General features: G+C 58.1%; 14 protein-coding genes. 8 read left to right on the top strand and 6 right to left on the bottom strand.

What is annotated here, in order from left to right:
- Positions 1 to 281 precede the first annotated feature (281 nt).
- The gene (locus DS906_RS21705; RefSeq protein WP_113792122.1) at positions 282 to 1,940 is read right to left on the bottom strand and encodes an NAD+ synthase; all 1,659 of its coding nucleotides are present in this window, start codon (positions 1,938 to 1,940) and stop codon (positions 282 to 284) included.
- A gap of 147 nt (positions 1,941 to 2,087) precedes the next feature.
- Between DS906_RS21705 and DS906_RS21700 the strand changes: the two genes are divergently transcribed.
- Positions 2,088 to 3,545, top strand: coding sequence for an MORN repeat-containing protein (locus DS906_RS21700; protein ID WP_113792121.1), 1,458 nt, complete (start codon positions 2,088 to 2,090; stop codon positions 3,543 to 3,545).
- A gap of 5 nt (positions 3,546 to 3,550) precedes the next feature.
- Here DS906_RS21700 and DS906_RS21695 read toward each other — a convergent pair whose 3' ends face one another.
- Positions 3,551 to 4,216, bottom strand: a complete 666-nt coding sequence (locus DS906_RS21695; protein ID WP_113792120.1) for an SDR family NAD(P)-dependent oxidoreductase — start codon at positions 4,214 to 4,216, stop codon at positions 3,551 to 3,553.
- 287 nt (positions 4,217 to 4,503) lie between these two features.
- Between DS906_RS21695 and DS906_RS21690 the strand changes: the two genes are divergently transcribed.
- The gene (locus tag DS906_RS21690) at positions 4,504 to 6,078 is read left to right on the top strand and encodes a 2-isopropylmalate synthase (RefSeq protein WP_113792119.1); all 1,575 of its coding nucleotides are present in this window, start codon (positions 4,504 to 4,506) and stop codon (positions 6,076 to 6,078) included.
- A 53-nt stretch (positions 6,079 to 6,131) separates the two neighbouring features.
- Here DS906_RS21690 and DS906_RS21685 read toward each other — a convergent pair whose 3' ends face one another.
- From DS906_RS21685 to DS906_RS21675, 3 genes are all read right to left on the bottom strand, one after another.
- Entirely contained in the window at positions 6,132 to 6,629 is a 498-nt protein-coding gene (locus DS906_RS21685; RefSeq protein WP_113792118.1) for a DUF2141 domain-containing protein, read from the bottom strand.
- A gap of 18 nt (positions 6,630 to 6,647) precedes the next feature.
- Entirely contained in the window at positions 6,648 to 7,577 is a 930-nt protein-coding gene (locus DS906_RS21680; protein WP_199528622.1) for a sterol desaturase family protein, read from the bottom strand.
- A gap of 146 nt (positions 7,578 to 7,723) precedes the next feature.
- Complete coding sequence (locus DS906_RS21675) at positions 7,724 to 8,515, bottom strand: 23S rRNA (adenine(2030)-N(6))-methyltransferase RlmJ (protein ID WP_113792117.1); 792 nt, start codon at positions 8,513 to 8,515, stop codon at positions 7,724 to 7,726.
- A 155-nt stretch (positions 8,516 to 8,670) separates the two neighbouring features.
- On the opposite strand from DS906_RS21675, the gene DS906_RS21670 reads away from it, so the two are divergent.
- The 6 genes from DS906_RS21670 to DS906_RS21645 are packed head-to-tail and all read left to right on the top strand — an operon-like array spanning position 8,671 to position 15,238.
- Entirely contained in the window at positions 8,671 to 9,717 is a 1,047-nt protein-coding gene (locus DS906_RS21670; RefSeq protein ID WP_039523195.1) for a rod shape-determining protein, read from the top strand.
- Between the two features lie 59 nt (positions 9,718 to 9,776).
- Positions 9,777 to 10,679 carry a rod shape-determining protein MreC gene (gene mreC / locus DS906_RS21665; protein WP_108860807.1) on the top strand — a complete coding sequence of 301 codons (903 nt, stop codon included), beginning with the start codon at positions 9,777 to 9,779 and terminating at the stop codon, positions 10,677 to 10,679.
- Positions 10,672 to 11,208 (top strand): rod shape-determining protein MreD, encoded by a 537-nt coding sequence (locus tag DS906_RS21660; RefSeq protein WP_113792116.1) that lies wholly within the window; start codon positions 10,672 to 10,674, stop codon positions 11,206 to 11,208. Before mreC ends, DS906_RS21660 begins: the two co-directional genes overlap by 8 nt.
- On the top strand, positions 11,205 to 13,154 hold the full coding sequence (gene mrdA, locus DS906_RS21655; RefSeq protein ID WP_113792115.1) for a penicillin-binding protein 2: 1,950 nt from the start codon (positions 11,205 to 11,207) through the stop codon (positions 13,152 to 13,154). The genes DS906_RS21660 and mrdA overlap by 4 nt, the downstream gene beginning before the upstream one ends.
- Complete coding sequence (gene rodA, locus DS906_RS21650; RefSeq protein WP_113792114.1) at positions 13,151 to 14,290, top strand: rod shape-determining protein RodA; 1,140 nt, start codon at positions 13,151 to 13,153, stop codon at positions 14,288 to 14,290. The genes mrdA and rodA overlap by 4 nt, the downstream gene beginning before the upstream one ends.
- Before the next feature lie 15 nt (positions 14,291 to 14,305).
- A complete protein-coding gene (locus DS906_RS21645; RefSeq protein WP_113792113.1) occupies positions 14,306 to 15,238 on the top strand; it encodes a glyoxylate/hydroxypyruvate reductase A in 933 nt (310 codons plus the stop codon).
- Between the two features lie 5 nt (positions 15,239 to 15,243).
- Here DS906_RS21645 and DS906_RS21640 read toward each other — a convergent pair whose 3' ends face one another.
- Positions 15,244 to 17,259, bottom strand: coding sequence for a M3 family metallopeptidase (locus tag DS906_RS21640; RefSeq protein ID WP_113792112.1), 2,016 nt, complete (start codon positions 17,257 to 17,259; stop codon positions 15,244 to 15,246).
- Positions 17,260 to 17,322 lie beyond the last annotated feature (63 nt).

Genomic DNA, 17,322 nt, shown 5'->3' with positions numbered 1-17,322 from the left:
TCACACCAAATCGTTAACACGGACACGCAATTCACGATGCGTAACAAACAAAACTCGATCATAAACACCGAGCCAATTAAGAATGCGCCGCATCTGCCCCACATGAGGCGGCAATTAAGCTAAAATGTGTCAGAAAAATGTCCTAATTTCAAGCGTGTTAAACGGCCTAAGCCGATTCTAGACATGCACTGTCCCCGATCTAGGGACAATATACAAAAGTACACCCTCAGGCACTTCTTTCAGAAACTATCGGAGACATAAAAAATGCGCGTGGTTTCGATTCAAGATCGATTCCGCCAACGATTCACTATCGGGTATCTGCGATCCAGCCAGAAGGCTCGATTGGTCAATCGCGTGCCCGGCGCAGACTGAAACCGCTTGTATTCGCTGATATAGATCAGATGCTCCACGCGGCGGGCGACATCTGCTTCGAATCCTGCCGCTTCGCAATCAGCAATCGAACCATCGCGATCGACCAGGATTTCCAGGATCGCGTCCAGTTCCGGGTAGTCCGGCAGGCTGTCGCTGTCTTTCTGGTCTTCACGCAGCTCAGCACTGGGGGGTTTATCGATGACCGACGGGCGGATCACCTCACCCTCGGGGCCTATCATCCAGTCACGGTGATTGGCGTTGCGCCAGCGACATGTTTCGAACACGCGCGTTTTATACAGATCCTTGATCGGGTTATAGCCGCCATTCATGTCGCCATAGATGGTCGCGTAACCCACGGCCACCTCAGACTTGTTGCCCGTCGTCAGCAGCATTTCGCCAAACTTGTTCGAGATCGCCATCAGCAGCAAACCGCGCAGGCGGGATTGGACGTTTTCCTCGGTCAAATCCGCCTCGCGCCCTGCAAACAACGGGGCCAGAGTGTCTGTCACCGCCGCCCGGCTGTCCGAGATCGGAACATAGTCGTAATGCACGCCCAGCGCCTTAGCGACGGCTTCAGCGTCATCCAGCGAGGCCTGGCTGGTGTATTCCGACGGCAGCATCACGCAACGGACGTTTTCCGCACCGATTGCGTCAACAGCAATTGCCGCGACCAACGCCGAGTCCACTCCACCCGACAGCCCCAACAACGCCTGTTTGAACCCGGTCTTGCCCATGTAATCGCGCAAAGACTGGACCATAGCGCGATAGTCCTGCTCCCACTCATCCGGCTGCGGCACAACTTCAGCCGGCACAATGCGCCAGCCCTCATCACCGCGTTCCAGATCGACATGTGTTACGGTCTCATCAAAGACCGGCATTCGAAAGGCCAGCTCTCCGCCCGGGTTAAGGCCGAAAGTCGCGCCATCAAAGACCTGATCGTCCTGCCCGCCCACCATGTTCAGATAGATCAGCGGCAGGCCGGTCTCGACCACACGGGCGACCATGTGATTGAGGCGCACATCATATTTGTTGCGGAAGTAAGGTGAGCCATTGGGGATCAACAGAAACTCGGCCCCGGTCTCTTCCAGTGTTTCCGAGACATCCGGATGCCAGCTGTCTTCGCAGATCGGGCTGCCGATCCGCGAGTTGCCAACCGAGTACGGCCCCCCCAACGGGCCCGCGTCGTACAGGCGTACCTCGTCGAACACGGTTTCATTCGGCAGGTGATGTTTCAGCACCTTGCTGCCGATGCGACCCCCTTTGAGGATCAAGTAGGCGTTGAAAAGCTTACCGTCTTCCGTCCACGGACCACCGATTGCTATGGTGGGTCCATCGGCACATTTCGCAGCCAGCGACTGAACCGCTGCCATGGCCGCCTGGTGGAATACCGGCTTCATCACCAGATCCTGGGTGTTGTAACCGGTAATGAACATTTCGGGGAAAGCCACAAGGTCGGCACCAGCTTCGCGCCCCTGCTCCCACGCCGCAAGCGCTTTGTCCAAATTGCCTTGGATGTCCCCAACAACGGGATTGAGTTGTGCCAGAGTAATGCGGAAACGGTTGGCCATGCTGCCCTCTTGCCCTCGTCAGTCCTAATGCCATTTAGCAGATCGCACCGCGAGTAAAAGTCAAATGCGGCAAAACACGTTGCTCTGTCCGCGCGGGTATCTTAGTTTTGCTTTAAAACGTGACAACCGGGCAAGGCAGGAAAAACCATGAACGCTATCCGCATTTCTTTGGCCGCCACGGCGATGGCTTTGCTGGCCGCATCCGCCTTTGCGCAGGACGGGCAGGTTATCGTTGCGGATGATGATGTTGGCGGCGTGTACGAGGGCACATTCCTGAACGGCCTGCGTCACGGCGAAGGCACTTACCGCTTGCCGAATGGGTTCGAATATGTCGGCGAATGGGTCGAAGGCGAAATTCAGGGCAAAGGCATTGCGCGCTATGTCAACGGCTCGGTCTATGAGGGGATGTTCGCAAAGGGGCAACCCGAGGGACAGGGCAAGATCATCTACCCCGACGGCGGCAGCTATGAGGGGGATTGGGCCGAAGGATCGATCAACGGAACCGGAGTTGCAAAATACACCAACGGCGTCCGATACGAGGGCAGCTTCAGTGACGCCCGATATCACGGCAAAGGCATCCTGACCGACCCCAGCGGTTACGTCTACGATGGCGACTGGAAGGATGGCGTCAAGCACGGCGAGGGCAAAATCACCTCGACGCAAGGCAGCGTCTACGAAGGGCAAATCAACAACGGCTTGCGCGATGGTCAGGGCACACTGACCGTTCCTGATGGCATGACATATACCGGTGATTGGTCTCAGGACCGCATGACCGGCAAGGGCCGCCTGTTGCAAGCCAATGGCGACCTTTACGAGGGCGATCTGGTTGATGGCCGCCGTCAGGGCAATGGCAAGGCCACTTATGCCAACGGCGCGACTTATGAGGGCGAATATGCCGATGACCGCCGGCACGGAAAAGGACGCTTTCTTGGGACCGACGGGTTTGATTACACGGGCGAATGGGTGGACGGCCAGATCGAAGGGCTGGGTGAGGTCACCTATCCTGACGGCGCGACCTATACCGGTGATTTCAGCGCAGATCTGCCGCACGGCAAAGGCGTTCAGACCTATCCGGATGGCACCGTTTATGACGGCGAATGGACGGCTGGCATCTTTGAGGGCAACGGCAAAGCCACGTATCCCAACGGTGTTGTTTACCAAGGGAAGTTCAAGAACGGCCTGAGCCATGGCACGGGCGTTCTGACATTCGCGAACGGGTATCGGTACGAAGGCGACTGGGTAGATGGCGCGCGTCAGGGCAAAGGCAAGGCAACATTTCCCGACGGAACGTCCTATGAAGGCGATTTCCAAGACGGTCAGCGTCACGGCGAGGGAACTATAAAAACCCCACGCGGATTCAGCTATACCGGCGGCTGGGCCGAAGGTAAAATCAGCGGTCAGGGTGTGGCGACTTATGCCACCGGTGACGTGTACGAAGGCACCTTTCTGGATAACAAACGCCACGGCAATGGCACGATGCGCTATGCCAATGGCCTGGAAGAAACCGGCGTTTGGGAAAACGGAGTCCTGCCCAGTGAGAATGTGAGCGCGCCCGACGCGACGGATACCGAAACTGAGCCTGATACAACCGCCTCTGACGGGTAATCAAGCTACCAGGGTACTGGCTTTCCTGCCCAGTCAAAAAACTCACCCGTATGAACAGGGTCCAAGGCGGCTGCGACCGTTAGCAGGTTCCGGGCGGCCTCTTCAGGCGCAACCGAAGGGTGCCGCCCGACATATTTCCGGGTGAATGCTGTCGTCACCGTACCGGGGTGCAAGGCTACGCAGATCGCCTGCTTATGGCTCCGGGCAAGCTCGATCGCGGATGTGCGGACAATTTGGTTCAGCGCCGCCTTGGACGCCCGATAACTGATCCATCCACCAAGCCGGTTGTCACCAATCGACCCCACGCGTGCGGACAACACGGCAAAGATGGCGCGCCGGTCGCGCGGCAGCAAGCGCGCGGCATGCGCAAGAACCAACGCAGGTCCGACCGCATTCAGCGCAAACTGATCCATCATCGCCGGCGCGGAGAGCAGTCTGATGGTTTTCTCGGGGGTGGCACCTTTTACCTCAAGAGCGCCAGCCGCGACCAGGATCAGGTCGAACGGACCGGAAACGCCCGCCAAAGTCCGATCGACGATCTCGGGGTCGGTCAAATCAAATCCGTCCTGTGACCGGGACAATGTGGTGACGTCGACCGACTGTTGCCGAAGCCTGTTGGCGATTGCACCTCCGATCCCACCCGAGGCACCGATGATAAGTGCTGTTTCCATGCGGGATGAACTAGCCGTCGGCAGTTCGTGATCAACACGTGTGGGAAAAAAGAAATCTCCCCACGTGCCCAAGGAAAATTCGTTCTTTTCATTCCCGCCGCGCGATGTATAACCTCAACCCCATGATCAACTGCGCAGATATCCTGATTGCCGACACCGCCCTTCGCGGTGCGTCTCTGCGTGGCCTACTGATCCTAATCCGCCTCTGAGCGTGCCACCCGGCGCGCCCGCTCAGAGGAGGACGCCCGCGCGCCATAGGCTTTAGGACAGACAAGAAAGAGATTCCCATGACCAATGTGACCGACCAAGACCGCGTCTTGATCTTTGACACAACCCTGCGCGACGGTGAGCAAAGCCCCGGTGCAACCATGACCCATTCGGAAAAGCTGGAGATTGCCGAGCTGCTGGACGATATGGGCGTCGATATTATCGAGGCGGGGTTCCCAATTGCCTCCGAAGGTGACTTCAAGGCCGTATCCGAAATTGCCGAACGGTCAAAGAACAGCCGTATCTGCGGCCTGGCCCGCGCCAATTTTGCGGATATCGACCGCTGTTGGGAGGCGGTGAAACACGCTGGCAAAAGCCGCATCCACACCTTCATTGGCACCTCGCCGCTGCACCGTGCCATTCCGAACCTGACGCAGGACGAGATGGCCGACAAAATCCACGAAACGGTCAGTCACGCGCGCAATCTGTGCGAAAACGTGCAGTGGTCGCCGATGGATGCGACGCGGACCGAATGGGATTATCTGTGCCGCGTGATCGAGATTGCGATCAAGGCTGGTGCGACGACGATCAACATACCTGACACGGTCGGCTACACGGCACCGATGGAGTCTGCCGATCTTATCAAGCGTTTGATCGAAACGGTTCCGGGCGCGGATGAGGTGGTCTTCGCGACCCACTGCCACAACGACCTCGGTCTGGCGACCGCAAACTCGCTGGCTGCTGTTGCGGGTGGTGCACGTCAGATTGAATGCACCATCAACGGCCTTGGCGAACGCGCCGGCAACACCGCACTGGAAGAGGTGGTGATGGCACTGCGTACACGCAATGACATCATGCCCTGGAACACTGGCATCGACACGACCAAGATCATGCATATCTCGCGCCGGGTCGCGACGGTGTCGGGCTTCAACGTCCAGTTCAACAAAGCCATCGTCGGCAAGAACGCCTTCGCGCATGAAAGCGGTATCCACCAGGACGGCATGCTGAAGAACCGCGAAAACTTTGAGATCATGCGCCCCGAAGACATCGGTCTGTCCGGCACGTCCTTGCCGCTGGGCAAACACTCGGGCCGCGCGGCGCTGCGTGATAAGCTGAACACGCTGGGTTATGAGGTTGGCGACAACCAGCTCAAGGACATTTTCGTTCGGTTCAAGGAACTGGCTGACCGTAAGAAAGAAGTGTTCGACGACGACCTGATCGCGTTGATGACGCTGGATGATGACGACGGCGACGATCACCTGCAACTGGTTTCAATGAAGGTTACCTGCGGAACCGTCGGCAAGGCCGAAGCCACCATCGAAATGGAAGTGGGCGGCAAGGAAATCATCGCCACTGAACAAGGCGACGGCCCGGTCGACGCTGCCTTCCGCGCCATTCGCGTTGTGCATCCGAATACGGCGCACTTGCAGCTTTATCAGGTGCACGCCGTGACCGAAGGCACGGACGCGCAGGCCACGGTATCGGTGCGGCTGGAAGAGGACGGCATGATCGCAACCGGCCAATCCGCCAACACCGATACGGTTGTGGCATCGGCCAAGGCGTATATCCACGCGCTGAACCGCCTGATCGTGCGCCGTCAAAAGGCGGGTCCGGGCGCTGACACCCGGGAAATCAGCTACAAAGATCTTACTTGAAAAAAAGGGGCGGTCGATTGTCGACCGCCCCTTCTCTATTATCTCCAGCCGCATTACGGCCAATAGAACAAGGTCAGATCTGCTGGCTTTTCTGTCCCCTTCAACGAGTAATCATATACCGGCGTGTCGTTGAGATCGTTCAGCCCCGATACCGCATACCCTTCGGTTGGCATGTAGTTCGCATCATAGTTCAGATCATAATCCCCGTTTTCGTCGTGGAACGCGATAACAGCGAAATACCCGCTGTCGAGGTCGGGAAAGTCGAAGCGGAGCGGGTCCTCGGACGCTGGTGCCTCTAGGTAGCCAACGGCTTTGGTGTAATCCATATTGTCGAAGGCCGTCGCCTGGTCAAAAGCCATGACAATCACGTTGCCCTTGGTGTTGCGCGCACCATGCAGATTGACGGTTAGACCCTTGTCTTGCGAGGTCCCTGTGGTGGAAGCCGCTGCTTGGTCAATATCTGTGGTGAAACCAGAGGCGACCCAGGCGCCTCCGACAAACAGACCTGCCGTCACAATAGCCGCCACGATGCGTTGTGTGTTGCTTGGCATCTTTTGCGCTCCTACACCTTACTTAACGGGTTTACTCTGTTTACGACCGTTCTTTGGCTGCCAGCCCGGAGGTCCGAAGAAAACACCCAGCTTGTTGCCGAACCCCGGCATGTTCCGGACATCCTTGAACAGGCGGGCAAAGCCGTGAAGGAAGGCGACGAAGGGATTGATCGAGTCGATCGGTTTGACGAGGCCATAGACCACCTCTTCCTTTTCTTCCTCGAACGTACCGAACATACGGTCCCAGATGATCAGAATCCCGGCATAGTTCTTGTCCAGGTATTTCGGGTTTGATCCATGGTGAACGCGGTGATGCGACGGCGTGTTGAAGATGTATTCAATCGGGCGCCACAGTTTTTTGATAACCTCGGTATGCAGGGCCGTCTGATACAACTGCACCAATAGTTCTGCGACCAACACCATGAACGGGTTGAACCCCAACAGCACAAGCGGAAGGTGGAAAAACAGCGGCCAAAAACCATCCAGCGGACCATGGCGATAAGCCACTGATATATTGAAGAAGGGAGAGCTATGGTGAACCGAATGCGTCGCCCAGAGAAAGTTGATCCGGTGCAGAATTCGGTGCTCCCAGTAATAGGCCAGGTCTGCAAGGATCAGCACGATAATGAACGAAGCCCATGTTGTCGGAATATCGAACACGGCAAATTGCGAAGCCCAGACATAGGCACCGATATAGAAACCAGCCAACAGAACAAAGCTGATACCAATGAAGAAAACGAGCGTGATGAAATTGGTGACGGTGTCACCCATCATCTGCCAGTTCAGCTTTTTGACGACTGCGTATCGGATCAATTCGAAGGCCAGAAAGGCCATGGCGAAGACAAAAAACCAGTCGTTGATCAAGGTTTCCCAGTAACTCAGGTGAAAGTCACTGATATGGCGGCTTAGGAAGTCCATCGAAGCAATCCGATTCCCGTTTATTGTCATGCGTGACAACTTATTTACGAAATCATCTCCAAAAATCAAGGGCCCGGCTTTGAAAAAAAGGTTTTTCCTGAAAATCCATTGCTGTCACAGCAGATTTTTCACCTGCGTGGCATACTTTAGGAAAGCCCCATGTGATCACTGATTGCTCATCCGCGCAGTTTGCCGAACAGGCCGTCCAACGTTTTGGCACACGCGTTCAGACCATAGGGCGCGTTCACAACGAACATTCCCGATCCAACCATACCGTGCCCTTCGCGCGAAGCCGGAAAGTGGACCTCGTGGTGCAGAACCTTGGGGAAATCCCGTTTCGCCAAAGCGTCGCGCATGGCCTGATGCCGCCCATTGGCCAATATCGGATACCACAGCGCGATCACACCCACGTTCCATTTCCGATTCAGCGAAGCGATGATGCCGGGCAGCCTGTCATAATCGGATTTGACCTCATAACTTGGATCAATCAGCAAAACGCCACGGCGCGGCGTTGGCGGCAGCAGGGACTGGGCCAGTTCAAAGCCATCCTGCTGATAGGCCCGGGCCCCGGTCGTGATCAAAGCATCAAACAGCGCCTGGTATTCCTGCGGGTGCAATTCGGCAAGGTGCATCTTGTCCTGCGGGCGCAAAAGGTTCGCCGCGATCAGCGGCGACCCCGGATACGCTGTTTTGCCATACCGATCATGTACAGCGGCAATGGCCCTGCTCAGGGGATGATCGGCGTCAAACCAGCCTTCGGTCAACGCACGTTCAATTCCCGCGGCTGCTTCACCGGTTTGAACGGCCTGATCCGAGTCCAACTGGTACAACCCCCGCCCCGAATGGGTTTCAACGTAGCTTAGCGGTTTGTCCTTTTGGGTCAGATAGGCCAGCGTTTCTGCCAAAATTGCGTGCTTATGGACGTCCGCAAGGTTACCTGCGTGGTAAATATGTTGATATGAGAGCATGATGCCTTCTAAAGTCCCTGCAATTAAGGCGGAAAGGTGCTGATTGTCGCGGAATCAGCCCTTTTACCGGGCGAGTTGGCACCCTATAAGTCATCCGTCCCGGAACCGTCGAGTCGCGGGCAGTAGAAAACTGACATACAGGATCAGGGAAAAATATGGGGATCTTTGGCAATCTGGGCGGCCTGTTCACAGCGGACATGGCTATCGACCTTGGGACAGCGAACACGCTGGTTTACGTCAAGGGCCGCGGTGTTATCCTTTCTGAACCCTCTGTGGTGGCGTATCACGTCAAGGACGGCGTGAAAAAGGTTCTGGCCGTTGGCGAAGACGCCAAGCTGATGTTGGGTCGGACCCCCGGGTCGATCGAAGCCATCCGCCCAATGCGCGAAGGCGTGATTGCCGACTTTGATACTGCCGAGGAAATGATCAAGCACTTCATCCGCAAAGTGCACAAGCGGTCAACTTTCTCGAAACCCAAGATCATCGTCTGCGTCCCCCATGGCGCGACCCCCGTTGAAAAGCGCGCGATCCGGCAATCGGTTCTGTCCGCAGGCGCCCGCCGCGCCGGTCTGATTGCCGAACCTATTGCAGCCGCGATTGGTGCAGGCATGCCCATAACCGACCCGACCGGCAACATGGTTGTCGATATCGGCGGAGGTACTACCGAGGTTGCGGTTCTGTCTCTGGGTGACATCGTATATGCCCGCTCGGTCCGCGTTGGCGGTGACCGTATGGACGAGGCGATCATCTCGTACCTGCGCCGCCAGCAGAACCTGCTGGTCGGTGAATCCACCGCCGAGCGGATCAAGACCACCATCGGCACTGCGCGTATGCCCGACGACGGCCGCGGCCAGTCGATGCACATTCGCGGACGCGACCTGCTGAACGGCGTGCCAAAGGAAATTGAGATCAGCCAGGCCCAAGTGGCCGAGGCGCTGTCTGAGCCTGTCCAGCAGATTTGCGAGGCGGTAATGACCGCGCTGGAAACCACTCCGCCCGACCTGGCCGCCGACATCGTGGACCGGGGGGTGATGCTGACCGGCGGCGGAGCGCTGTTGGGTGATCTGGACCTTGCCCTGCGCGAACAGACCGGCTTGGCCGTGTCGATTGCCGACGAAAGCCTGAATTGTGTGGCTTTGGGCACCGGCAAGGCGCTGGAATACGAAAAACAACTGCGCCACGCGATTGACTACGAAAGCTAAGGCGCGCACCCTTTACCACATAGGGTAAATTCGGCACGAGCAGCACGGGAAGGAGTCCTGTGGCAAAAGACCGATCACAGCGCGATGAATACACAACCCCCTTGCGCCGCCTGCTGCTGGGGATTGTTGTGTTGTGTCTGCTAGGCATCTTTCTGATCTGGCGGATCGACAGCCCGCGCGTGGAACGGTTTCGCGCACAGGTCGTGGACAGTGTTGTGCCGTCGATGGAATGGGCCATGGTTCCTGTCACCGCCGCCGTCAATCTGGTGCGCGATTTCCAAAGTTATCAACGGCTGAGTGATCAGAACCAGGAATTGCGCAGCGAATTGCGCATCATGCGCGCCTGGAAAGAGGCCGCGCTGCAGTTGGAACAGGAAAATGCCCGCCTATTGGATCTGAACAATGTGCGTCTTGATCCGCGCCTGACCTATATCACCGGGGTGGTCATGGCCGACAGCGGCTCGCCCTTCCGTCAGTCGGTCCTGCTGAACGTGGGTGAGAGAGACGGGATCAGGGACGGCTGGGCCACCATGGACGGGATTGGCGTCGTCGGGCGTATCTCGGGCGTTGGCCCCGACACCGCTCGTGTCATCCTGATGACAGATGCTTCCAGCGCTATACCGGCCACGATTCAACCGTCTGGCCAAACCGCCCTGATCACCGGCGATAACACCCAATCCCCGTCGGTGGAGTTTCTGGAAAACCGCGAACTGGTACGTCCGGGCGACCGCGTTGTGACCTCGGGCGATGGCGGCGTTTTTCCCGGAGGGTTGCTGATCGGGCAAATCACCGAAGACCCGGGCGGGCGTTTGCGGGTGCGTCTGTCCGCAGATTTCGAACGGCTAGAGTTCCTTCGAGTTCTGCGCTTCCACTTGGCCCCGGTGATCTCGGATCCTGGCGGCATCGTGGGTCCACGGCAACCCGAGGCCGCCCTGACCCCGCCGGAGGTCGGCGATGGATAGGCAAACCTCTCATCTTTGGCTCAAACGCAGTTTGTACGTGTTTCTGGCGTTGCTGGTCATGTTCCTGCATCTTCTTCCATTGGACACACAGCCGGATCGCTGGCCGTTTCCGGACATGCTGATCGCGTTAACGTTCGCCTGGGTTCTTCGCCGACCGGAATACGTTCCCATTTTTCTGGTTGCTGCAGTGATGCTGATGGCCGATTTGCTGCTGCAACGACCTCCGGGCCTGCTGGCAGCACTTGTGGTTCTGGGATCGGTGTATCTGCGCTCGGCCGCGCCCGGAATGCGCGACGCCGGGTTTATGGCTGAATGGACAACGGCCGCTGTGGTGATCGCGGGAATTTTCATATTGAACCGCGTCATTCTTGCTATTCTATCGGTACAGCAAGCAGCGTTGGGTCCTGTGGTGATACAAGTGGTTCTGACAATTGCAGTTTATCCTGTGGTCGTTCTTCTCAGCCAGAATGTGCTTGGCGTTCGGCGTGTCTCAGTGTCGGATCCCGGCACAAGAGGGGCCCGGGCATGAAACAACGCAATCCCAAAGCGCAAGGACTGGCCTACAAACGCCTACCGCGCCGCGCGTTGATCCTGGGCGGGTTGCAAGCTGCGTTTATCGGTGGGCTGGCCGCTCGAATGCGCTTTATGCAGGTGGATCAGGCTGACGAGTACCGCCTGCTGGCCGAAGAAAACCGGATCAACATTCGTCTGATCCCCCCGACGCGCGGGCGCATTTATGACCGCAACGGCCAGATCATCGGACAAAACACGCAATCGTATCGTATTGTTATGGTCCGCGAAGATGCGGGCGACGTCGACAAAGTCATCGCCAAACTTTCAGAGCTTATCCCGCTGACTCAGGAAGAGATTGACCGCGCCAAGACCGAGATGCGCCGCTCTGCTCCGTTCCTGCCAGTCACACTGGCCGATCAGGTCACGTGGGAGGATATCTCCAAGGTCGCGGTCAATGCGCCCGCTCTGCCCGGCGTGACGCCCGAAGTGGGCATGGCCCGTCAGTATCCCCGCTATGAGGATTTCGCCCATGTCGTTGGTTATGTCGGGCCAGTCAGTGACTATGATCTCAGCCTGATCGAAGATCCCGAACCGGTGTTGCGTATCCCCCGGTTCCAGATCGGCAAGGTCGGACTGGAGTCCAAACAGGAAATCAACCTACGCGGAAAAGCTGGTGCAAAACGTGTCGAGGTCAACGCCACTGGCCGCATTATGCGCGAGCTTGACCGGCAAGAAGGCGAGGCCGGAGCCGATCTGCAATTGTCCGTCGATGCGGACTTACAGCAATACGCCCAGGCGCGCTTGGCCGGTGAAAGCGCGGCTGCAGTCGTCATCGACTGCGAAACCGGGGATATCCGGGCCATAAGTTCTGCCCCCAGTTTCGACCCGAACCTGTTTGTACGCGGGATATCGGTCGCGGATTACCGGGCATTGACTGAAGATAACTACCGCCCGCTGGCCAACAAGACGGTTCAGGGAACCTACCCGCCGGGTTCGACCTTCAAGATGATCACCGCACTTGCCGCGCTAGAGGCCGGAGTAGTTAGCCCTGGCAACACCGTCTATTGCCCCGGCCACCTGAAGGTCGGCAGCCGCCGCTTCCACTGCTGGAAGCGCGGCGGGCATGGGACTGTGGATCTTAACTTGTCGCTAAAGCGTAGCTGCGACGTCTACTATTACGATGTCGCTGTGCGTACCGGGATCGACAATATATCGGAAATGGCGCGCAAATTCGGACTGGGCGTTAAGCACGACATCCCGATGTCAGCCGTCGCCGCCGGATTGGCCCCCAATCAGGAATGGAAAGAGCGGATCCACGGCGAAAGCTGGCTGGTGGGCGACACGGCGAATGCCGCGATCGGGCAAGGGTTCATGCTGGCCTCACCCTTACAGCTTGCGGTCATGACGGCAAGGATCGCCACGGGCCGGGCCGTGACGCCGCGTTTGGTGCGGTCGGTCAATGGCATCGAGGAACCGTCTGGCGGGGGCGAGCCGCTGGACGTCAATCCGTACAATCTGGATCAGGTACGCAAAGCGATGTTCTCGGTTTCAAACGAAAGGGCCGGCACCGCCTATCGCAGCCGCATCATCAACGATGAATTCCGCATGGCCGGCAAAACCGGAACCAGTCAGGTGCGCAACATCACCAAGGCCGAACGCGCGGCTGGCGTAATCCGAAACGAAGACCTGCCATGGGAACGGCGCGACCACGCGCTATTCGTCAGCTTTGCCCCCTACGACAACCCAAAATACGCCGTGGCGGTAGTGGTGGAACACGGCGGGGGCGGATCCAAGGCCGCGGCCCCGGTCGCGCGGGACATCATGTTGCAGGCTCTGTACAACGGCACCCCACCGCTCGAGGCTTATCCAGTTGCGGATCGTGACCGCATCAAGGAACAACAAAAACGGCTTGAGGGCGACCGCCGCCCCAAAGCGCGACCCGATGAAAAGGACCGCGCATGAGCTATCTTGAGTACGCCGTCAAATCCACGCCATCAGGGTTTCGCAAATTCTTCTACATGAACTGGCCGCTGACTTTGTTGCTGATCAGCGTCGCCAGCGCCGGATTCCTGATGCTTTACTCGGTCGCAGGCGGGTCCTGGATGCCTTGGGCCGAACCCCAGGTTGAGCGGTTCGGACTGGGATTGACCGTTATGTTCATCATCGCGTTGGTACCGATCTGGTTCTGGCGCAACATGTCCGTCTTGGCCTATCTCGGCTCGATCGTTCTGCTGATATTTGTGGAGCTCTTTGGTACCATCGGCATGGGTGCGCAGCGTTGGATCGACCTTGGTTTCATGAGGCTCCAGCCTTCCGAAGTCATGAAGATTGCGCTGGTCATGGTTCTGGCTGCCTACTACGATTGGTTGCCTTCTCATAAGACATCGCGACCACTCTGGGTGCTTATTCCGGTCATCCTGATCCTGATCCCTACGGCTATGGTTCTGAAACAACCCGATCTGGGCACCTCGATCCTGTTGTTAGCGGCGGGCGGGGGGCTGATGTTCCTGGCTGGTGTGCATTGGGCTTATTTCGCCGCCGTTATCGCGGCGGTGGTCGGCTTGATTGCGACCGTGTTCAACAGCCGGGGCACCGAGTGGCAGTTGCTCAAGGATTACCAGTTCCGCCGAATAGACACTTTCCTTGATCCCTCCACCGATCCGCTGGGTGCAGGCTATCACATTACCCAGTCGAAAATTGCGCTGGGGTCAGGCGGCTGGAACGGGCGCGGGTTCATGCAAGGGACTCAGTCGCGCCTGAACTTTCTGCCCGAAAAACACACAGACTTCATCTTTACCACGCTGGCCGAGGAATTCGGGTTTGTCGGAGGTATCACTTTGCTGACCCTTTACGCCCTGATCATTGTCTTTTGCTTGGTCACGGCATTGGCGACCAAAGACCGTTTCTCATCCCTGGTCACCTTGGGTGTTGCGCTCAACTTCTTCCTGTTCTTCGCGGTCAATATGTCCATGGTCATGGGCCTTGCGCCGGTTGTGGGCGTGCCCCTGCCAATGGTCAGCTACGGCGGATCCGCCATGCTGGTTCTGATGGCTGCCTTCGGCATTGTTCAAAGCGCGCATATTCACCGCCCTCGCTGAATTGAAAGGCCCTTCATGCCCGTCAACATCCTGTTTTCCGCGCGCCCTGAACAATGGCCCGTATATGAACCTCTGCTTACAAAAGGGCTGTCCCAGGCTGGTCTGGATTTCCGTCTGGCGATCGAGTTTGAGCCTGATCAGGTCGACTATGTTGTCTACGCACCAACAAGCGGGTTGCTGGATTTTTCACCCTATACACGTTTGAAGGCAGTTCTGAGCCTTTGGGCCGGTGTAGAAAAAATCGCGGGCAACGAAACGCTGACCGTGCCATTGGCCCGGATGGTGGACCACGGGCTGATGCATGGCATGACGGAATGGGTCGTTGGTCAGGTACTGCGTTATCACCTGGGCATGGACCGCTATATGATCGTGCAGGACGGCGTGTGGGCGCCCGACGCCCCGCCGCTTGCCAGCGAACGGAATGTGTGCGTGCTGGGCCTTGGTGCGTTGGGAGAAGCCGCAGCAACCGCGCTTGCCGCGCTGAATTTCAAAGTGACCGGTTGGAGCAGAACCGCAAAGGACATCCCCGGGGTAACATGCCTGCATGGCACCGACGGCTTGCGCGCCGCGTTGTCCAGTGCCGAGATCGCTGTCCTGTTGCTGCCCGACACCCCCGCAACGGAAAACGCACTGAATGCGGACACTCTCGCCTTGCTGCCCAAAGGCGCTCGGATCATCAATCCCGGTCGCGGTCCATTGATCGACGATGACGCGCTGCTGGCCGCATTGGATTCCGGACAAGTCGGCCACGCCACGTTGGACGTATTCCGCATAGAGCCCCTGCCGCCGGAACACCCGTATTGGGCGCATGCCAACGTGACCGTCACGCCGCATATCGCGTCGGAAACCCGTCCGACAACTGCGGCGCAAGTGATCTGTCAGAACATTATCCGAGGGGAGGAAGGCAAACCCTTCCTGCACCTCGTCGACCGCCATCTGGGCTACTGATCCATTCAGGCCGCGATAAGCCCGCGACCTTTCAACAGCGCCTCGACCCCCGGCAAACGCCCGCGGAACGCCAGATACAAGTCTTCGGCTTCGCGCGAGCCGCCGGTGGACAGGATATTATCCTCCAGTGCCTTGGCGCGCTCCGTGTCAAAGGCACCCCCAGCTTCTTCAAAGGCCGCGAATGCGTCAGCATCCATGACCTCAGACCACATGTAGCTGTAATAGCCCGAGCTATAGCCGTCGCCGGCGAAGACATGGGCAAAATGCGGTGTCGCGTGGCGCATACCGATGGCTTGCGGCATTCCGATACCGTCCAGAACCTCCGCCTGTTTCGCCATCGGGTCAGCTGGCGCTTCGCCTTCGTGGAACGCCAAATCGACCAAGGCTGAGGCCACGTATTCCACGGTCTGGAACCCCTGATCAAAATTCGCGGCCTTCAGAACCTTCACAAGCATATCTTGCGGCATCGGCTCACCAGTTTCGGCATGGGTGGCAAATTCGGCCAGTACTTCGGGCACCTCCAGCCAGTGTTCATAAAGCTGGCTGGGAAGCTCTACGAAGTCACGCGCGACACTGGTGCCAGAGATGCTTTCATAGGTCACGTTGGACAACATCTGATGCAATGCATGGCCGAACTCGTGGAACAGCGTGCGCGCATCGTCATAAGACAGCAGCGCCGGGTCGCCCTTGGCGAAGTTGCAAACATTTATGACGATGGGGGCCTGAACCCTGGGGAGCTTTGCCTGCGACCGCATAGCGCTGCACCATGCGCCCGATCGTTTGGAACCTCGCGCGAAGTAATCGCCGATGAAGACAGCGATATGCTGCCCGTCGCGCGTTACCTCCCAAGCCCGACAATCGGAGTGATAAAGCGGCACGTCCAGCGGGGCAAACTCAAGCCCGAACAGCCGGTTGGCGCAGGAAAAGGCGGCCTCGATCATACGATCCAGCTGCAAGTACGGCTTCAGCGCAGCTTCATCCAAATCATGTTCAGCCTTGCGGCGCTTCTCGGCGTAGTAGCGCCAGTCCCACGCCTCTAACGGACCATTAACGCCATCTTCCTGCATCATCGCGGTCAAGGTTTCGGCGTCGGCGTCAGCCCGCGCCTTTGCCGGCCCCCAAACCTGCATCAGCAAATCGCGAACGCGGTCCGGCGTTCGGGCCATTTCGGTTTCCAGCTTGTAGTCCGCGAAACTGGAATATCCCAATAACTTGGCACGTTCTTCGCGCAAGTTCAGGATTTCAGCCGCAATCTCGCGGTTGTCCGTTTCACCACCATTGGCCCCGCGCGCGGTCCAGGCCCGATACGCCTTCTCGCGCAGATCGCGGCGGGGTGAGAATTGCAGAAACGGTACAATCAGCGACCGCGACAGAGTGACGACGGGGCCATCGGAACCCTTCTCTTCCCCGGCGGCGCGGGCTGCATCCACGACGAAACCCGGCAATCCTTCCAGATCATTCTCGGTCAAGTTCATGAACCATTCGCGCTCGTCCGCCAAAAGGTTCTGGGTGAAGGACGTCCCCAGCGTGGCAAGGCGCGACTTAATCTCTTGCATGCGGGTGTCATCATCGCCTTCCAATGCTGCGCCAGCACGCACAAAGCCGCGATGGGTCAGCATCAGAACGCGGGCCTGTTCGTCGGTCAGGTCCAGCTGATCCTTGCGCGCCCACAGGTCCGCAACTCGCCGAAACAGCGCCTTGTTTGACGAAATCCCCGAAAAATGCGCCGAGAGTTTTGGTGAGAATGCGCGTTGCAGCTCTTCCCGCGCCGGGTTGCTGTCCGCACCTGCAACGGTGAAAAAGACGGAGAGAACCTTGTCCATCTGCTCTCCGGCCGCCTCAAGCGCCTCGATTGTATTGGCGAAACTAGCTGGGTCAGAATTGTCGGCAATCGCGTCGATCTGCGCGTTGTGGGCAGCCATCGCCTTGTCCAATGCAGGCGCAAAATCATCATCCGAAATCTCGGCGAACGGCGCGATTTCAAATGGAGTGGTCCAGGCGGACAGGATCGGGTTGGTCATGCGGATCTCCTTTGCTTGTCAAGCTAGGGAGGCGGGCCGGAATGGTCCAGAGGGGGTGCCCGC

Source organism: Ruegeria sp. A3M17 (assembly GCF_003318255.1).
GTDB lineage: Bacteria > Pseudomonadota > Alphaproteobacteria > Rhodobacterales > Rhodobacteraceae > Ruegeria.
The sequence above is the reverse complement of the archived record's forward strand: the minus strand, read 5'-3'. Positions and strand labels throughout refer to the sequence as shown.